Source organism: Streptomyces sp. BR123 (assembly GCF_013401435.1).
Classification (GTDB): Bacteria; Actinomycetota; Actinomycetes; order Streptomycetales; family Streptomycetaceae; genus Streptomyces.
Window position 1 is genome coordinate 1 of the sequence record NZ_JACBGN010000404.1, and the last position, 5319, is coordinate 5319.

At 71.5% G+C, this 5319-nt stretch carries 5 protein-coding genes; 4 read left to right on the forward strand and 1 reads right to left on the reverse strand.

What is annotated here, in order from left to right:
- The first annotated feature begins 275 nt into the window (after nucleotides 1-275).
- Both HYE82_RS33725 and helR read left to right on the forward strand, forming a co-directional pair.
- Nucleotides 276-500: a hypothetical protein gene (locus HYE82_RS33725; protein WP_179178028.1), complete on the forward strand. Its 225-nt coding sequence runs from the start codon at nucleotides 276-278 to the stop codon at nucleotides 498-500.
- 546 nt (nucleotides 501-1046) lie between these two features.
- Entirely contained in the window at nucleotides 1047-3257 is a 2211-nt protein-coding gene (helR, locus tag HYE82_RS33730) for an RNA polymerase recycling motor ATPase HelR (RefSeq protein WP_179178029.1), read from the forward strand.
- A 57-nt stretch (nucleotides 3258-3314) separates the two neighbouring features.
- Here the strand turns inward: helR and HYE82_RS33735 are convergent, their stop codons facing one another.
- The gene (locus HYE82_RS33735; RefSeq protein ID WP_179178030.1) at nucleotides 3315-3572 is read right to left on the reverse strand and encodes a hypothetical protein; all 258 of its coding nucleotides are present in this window, start codon (nucleotides 3570-3572) and stop codon (nucleotides 3315-3317) included.
- A 229-nt stretch (nucleotides 3573-3801) separates the two neighbouring features.
- Between HYE82_RS33735 and HYE82_RS33740 the strand changes: the two genes are divergently transcribed.
- The gene (locus HYE82_RS33740; protein WP_256988057.1) at nucleotides 3802-3996 is read left to right on the forward strand and encodes a hypothetical protein; all 195 of its coding nucleotides are present in this window, start codon (nucleotides 3802-3804) and stop codon (nucleotides 3994-3996) included.
- A 156-nt stretch (nucleotides 3997-4152) separates the two neighbouring features.
- Nucleotides 4153-5016 carry an alpha/beta fold hydrolase gene (locus HYE82_RS33745; protein ID WP_179178031.1) on the forward strand — a complete coding sequence of 288 codons (864 nt, stop codon included), beginning with the start codon at nucleotides 4153-4155 and terminating at the stop codon, nucleotides 5014-5016.
- The last annotated feature ends 303 nt before the right edge of the window (nucleotides 5017-5319 follow it).

Sequence of the window (5319 nt, forward strand, 5' to 3'; positions counted from 1 at the left end):
GGGGTCCCAGTGGTTGAAGTCGCCGACGACGCTGACCGGCCCGGCAGGGGTGTCCTCGGGCAGGACGAAGGTGACTTGGGTGCGGCGGCCCTTGATCTGCTTGCGTTCGAGCACGGAGGACTCCTGCCGGGTGGGTGAGGGGTTCGACCCGTGCATCCTGGTCCAGGCGGTCGGGGGCGGCTGCTGACACGCCCGCGCGGGTTGCGGGTGTCACCCGGCTGGTGGCGCCCCCCTACGACGGACGCCGCCGGGCGCGCCTGTGATGGGATGGCCCAATGATCGCCACAGTGCTCTGGGAGCGCGAACTGCACCAGCGGGGCGGCGCTTCCGCTTTCGTCGTGGGGCCGGACTGTGTCGTCCTGCACGAGCGGCACACCCGGCTCGTCTGCCTGGAGCGCGCCGACGGCGCGGTGCGCTGGGACGTCCCGCTCGGCACCTGGCCGCGCGGGATCGTCCTCGCGGGGACCGCGTGCTGGTGTTGCCGCAAGCGCCGAACCTAGTGCCGCCGCCTCCGGCTGCGGCGGCGCTCGGTGTCGACGGAGCCGGACCGCAGTTCCGGTCGGGCTTCCCGGCGACCCTTGCGAAGCGGCGTGCCGACGAGCAGGGAAGTGGAGACCGCGGCGGACAGCGCACCCCTCTGGTGGCCGGTCCGGCGACCGGCACCTTCGGAGGGCCGGGGCAGGTGCTGACCTTGCCCTCGTCGTTCTCGGCCCGTCGTGGACCCGGGCAGCCCTGCACCGGTTCCTGCCGGTACGGCCGGCGTGGTGGTCGCCCCCTCCTGCAGGCAGGTGGCGGCGAACGGGCAGCCGCAGACGCAGCCGAAGACGCAGAGGCAGCCGAAGACGATGAAAGGCAAGAGGGAGTACCCACCTCTCGCCACTCTCAACTTATAGCGCACAGGGGGTCTTGCGGCAAGGCCCCCTCCCTACTCCAAAATCGCTGGTCTCAACCAGAACTTGCAGAAAACGGGGGATCCGCGAAGTGCGTGCGCTGTTGTCCGCAGCGCCGGACCCTCGCGGGAGCCCTCGCGGATCGGAGCCGGTGACATGACCCCCCTGACCACGAGCGTGTTCGACCTTCCCGGCCGTCTCTCGGCCAAGGCCGACCCGGCGCTGATCGCCGAGGACGAGCAGCACTTCGCCGCCCTCGCGGAGTGCCTCGAGCAGTCCATCGCCGAAGTCTCCGACCGACTCGACGCCGTACGCAGGGCACCCGGCGGCCTGGGGCAGCAGGCGATGGACCGCGACGCGGAGGTCCACCGGCTGACCGCCCGGCTGCGGACCCTGCGCCGCTTCGGCCTGGACCTGTGCCTCGGGCACATGGTGTGCGCGGACGACCCCGAGCCCGTGTACGTCGGACGACTCGGCCTCACCGACAGCACGGGCCGCCGGCTGGTCGTCGACTGGCGCTCCCCTGCGGCCGAGCCGTTCTTCGGAGCCACCCACGCCAACCCGATGGGGCTGGCGAGCCGCCGCAGGTACCGCTGGACCCGCGGCCGAATCAGCGACTACTGGGACGAGGTGTTCACCGCGGAGGGGTTCGCCGGTCGCGCCGCGCTCGACGACCAGTCCGCGTTCATCGCCAGCCTGGGCACCAACAGGTCCCCGCGGATGCGGGACGTGCTCGGCACCATCCAGGCCGACCAGGACGCCATCATCCGCGCGGGCTCCCGCGGCGCCCTCGTCGTCGACGGCGGCCCGGGGACGGGCAAGACCGTCGTCGCGCTGCACCGCTCCGCCTACCTCCTCCACTCCGATCCCCGCCTCGGTCAACGGCGCGGCGGTGTGCTGTTCGTCGGTCCGCACCGGCCCTACCTGGCGTACGTCTCCGATGTCCTGCCCGGCCTCGGCGAGGACGGCGTGCAGACCTGCATCCTGCGGGACCTCGTCGCCGAGGGGGCCACGGCCGGGCCCGAGGCCGACCCGGAAACGGCCCGCCTGAAGTCGTCGGCGGACCTGGTGAGGGCGATCGAGAAGGCAGTCAGGTTCTACGAGGAGCCGCCCGCCGAAGGGATGACGGTCACGACCCCCTGGTCCGACATCTGGCTGAGCGCCGATGACTGGGCCACGGCGTTCGCTGCGGCCGAACCCGGCACCCCGCACAACGAGGCGCGCGACCAGGTCTGGGAGGAGCTGGTCACCCTCCTCGTCGACAAGCACGAAGACGAAGACGAAGACGAGGGCGTCGCGTACGCGGACGGCGGCGGCGTCCCGACCGGTCTGCTCCGCAGGTCGCTGACGCGGAACAGGGAGCTGGTCACTGCCTTCCACCGCGCCTGGCCGCTGCTCGAAGCCGCCGACCTCGTCGGCGATCTGTGGTCGGTGCCCGCCTATCTGCGGATGTGCGCTCCCTGGCTCGGCCCCGACGAGGTGAAGAAGCTGCAGCGTGCCGAGCCCCAGGCCTGGACGCTGTCCGATCTGCCGCTCCTGGACGCGGCACGGCAGCGCCTCGGCGACCCGGAGGCGGCCCGGCGCAGCCGACGGAACGAGGCCGTCCTCGCCGCCCAGCGCGAACGCATGGCCCAGGTCGTCGACGACCTGATCGCGGCCGCATCCGACTCCGGCGCCGACGGCGACGAGGGCGAAGGCCTGGTGACGATGCTGCGCGGCCAGGACGCGCAGGTCAGCCTGGTCGACGAGGCCGAGCTGCCCCCCACCGACCCCGACCTGCTCGCCGGCCCGTTCGCGCACATCGTCGTCGACGAGGCGCAGGAACTGACCGACGCCGAGTGGCAGATGCTGCTCCAGCGCTGCCCTTCCCGGAGCTTCACCATCGTCGGTGACCGCGCCCAGGCCCGGAACGGGTTCACGGAGTCGTGGCCGGAACGGCTGCAGCGGGTCGGGTTCGACCGGATCGGCCTGGCGCCCCTGACGGTCAACTACCGTACGCCGCAGGAGATCATGGCGGAGGCGGAGCCGGTCATCCGGGCCGCCCTCCCCGACGCGAACGTGCCGACCTCCATCCGCAGCGGCGGCGTCCCCGTCGTCCACGGGCGCGTATCGGACCTCGACGCCATCCTCGACGCGTGGCTCGCCGAGCACGCCGAGGGGACCGCGTGCGTCATCGGCGATCCGACGTTCCCCGCCACGGACCGCGTCCGGTCGCTGCCCCCCGAGCTGTCGAAGGGGCTCGAGTTCGACCTGGTCGTCCTCATCGACCCGGCGGGCTTCGGCGGCGGGATCGAAGGAGCCGTCGACCGGTACGTCGCGATGACGCGGGCCACCCTGCAACTCGTCGTCCTCACGACCTCCTCCTGACCTCCGACCACGCCGGGTCCCTGTTCGCCCGCAATGACCGGGGCGGCCAGGGGGTGGTCAGAACCCCCAGCGGGCGAGTCCGCACGCCCGGTCGGCATGGGCCGGCTGGATGCCCCATTTGATCAGCCCGTTCCTGCACTCCTGCCATGCGTCACCGACCTGGGATTCTCCCCTCATGCAGTAGAGACCCTGGAAGGGCGTGAAGTATCCCAGGCTCCTGAGATAGTCGTCGCAATGCCGGCTCGCGGCCTGGGCCGGGGCCGCCGTGACCACTGCGCCCCCGACCAGGGCGGTGGCGGCCAGGAGTGCTGACACGGATGCTCCGACGAGTCGTCGGGTCAGACCGGTGACGGGTGCCATGGGTTCCTGCCTCTCACGAGAACGAGTACATGTCCGGGACCGATGCCGAAAAGGTAGAGGGCTCCACCGAGTGCACGGCACCCACCAGTTCTGGGGGGTAGCGGCGCGGCGATTCATGCCGCTCACCACCGGTGGCGGACCGCGGCCCGGTTGCGCTCGGAGGAAGGCCCGCCCGTTCCGTCCCATGGAGCGGCTGATGTTCTCGGCGGCGGCGCGCGACGACTCGCCGGCGCGCCGCATGCACCTGTTCGCATCCCGCCTGATCGGTCCGCTGCGCTTCTTGAACCCCGCGGCACTGGCCAAGGCTTCGGCCGTGAACCTCCGGCACCGCGGAGCGGCGGTGATCAGGGGGAAGGGATCGTCCCGGTCATGCGGATGATCTTTCGCCGAGTAGGGTGAACCCCCGGACAGGGGGCGGCCGTTCGCACGCAGCCCTCCTGGCTCCGCACTCGACCGCCGACGCCTGCCGTGTACGAAGACGCCTCTGCGGCTGGACGCTGCGCGCCGCAGAGGACCAGAAAGTGAGTGTAGACAGATGCAACCGACGTTCGTACTGGTTCACGGAGCCTTCGCGAACTCCTTCTCCTTCGCACCGCTCCAGGCCGAACTGGGCCTCCTCGGACACCGCTCGGTCGCCGTCGACCTTCCGGGCCACGGGTTCGCCGCGACGTACCCGCGGGCCTACCAGGCGCCGCAGGACCTTGCAGGGCTCGCCACCACGCCCGGCGCCATCAAGGGCGTCACGCTCGCCGACAACGCCGCGCACCTCATCGGGATACTGGAGCGGGCCAAGCGGAACGGGCCCGTCATCCTCGTCTCGCACAGCCGCGGCGGCATCACGGCCACCGTCGCAGCCAACCGGCGGCCCGACCTGATCGACCGCATCGTCTACGTCTCCGCCTGGTGCCCCGTCGACCTCGACGTCAGCGCCTACTACGCCGAGCCCGAGATGGCCGCGGTCGACGTCACAGCGCTGGCGTCGGCGATGGTCGCGAACCCTGCCGAGCTCGGGCTGCTGCGCTCCAACTTCCGCACCGCCGACCCGGGCGTCCTCGCGGCCTTCAAGGCGGCTTTCCTCGCCGACGGGACGGACGAGGAGTTCATGGTCTTCCTCAACACCTTCCAGCCCGACGAGAACCTCGACGCCGGCACACCCGATGACCGGGCGCAGCCCGACAGCTGGGGGAGGATCCCCAGGACGTACGTGCGGCTGGCCGAGGACACCAGCGTGCCGCTCGCCATGCAGGACCGGATGATCCGCGAGGGCGACGCGCTGACGCCCGAGAACCCGTACGACGTCCGTACGCTCCCCGGCAGCCACCTGAAGTGGCTGGTCGACCCGGCACCGGCGGCCCGCCTGCTGGCCGGGATCGCCACGCTCTTGCCTGCCGCATCGTGATCGGGTCCAGGTGAGGAGAGCGGCGGTGGCAGTGCCGAGGTAGGCGTACGGGGCGGCTCGGGGTGCGGTGGCGCCGGAGCCGCCCGCACCGCACGACCCTCAACGGCCGGATCACGACGATCGTCCTTGCAGCCCCCTGGGGCCTGTGCCAGCATGCTGATTTGCGCGATCGTGATCTTGGAATCGGCCGCGGTGCCGGTGAGCGGCCCGCGCGATCTGCTGACGAGAGGTGCGACATTGAATTCGTCTGCCGACACCGTGCAGCCCGGCCACACGACTCAGTCCGGCCACCCCCACCAGCCC

Coding starts and splice junctions, on each gene's coding strand:
- HYE82_RS33725 (WP_179178028.1), top strand. CDS start 276: ATGATCGCCACAGTGCTCTGGGAGCGCGAACTGCACCAGCGGGGCGGC.
- helR (WP_179178029.1), top strand. CDS start 1,047: ATGACCCCCCTGACCACGAGCGTGTTCGACCTTCCCGGCCGTCTCTCG.
- HYE82_RS33740 (WP_256988057.1), top strand. CDS start 3,802: ATGGAGCGGCTGATGTTCTCGGCGGCGGCGCGCGACGACTCGCCGGCG.
- HYE82_RS33745 (WP_179178031.1), top strand. CDS start 4,153: ATGCAACCGACGTTCGTACTGGTTCACGGAGCCTTCGCGAACTCCTTC.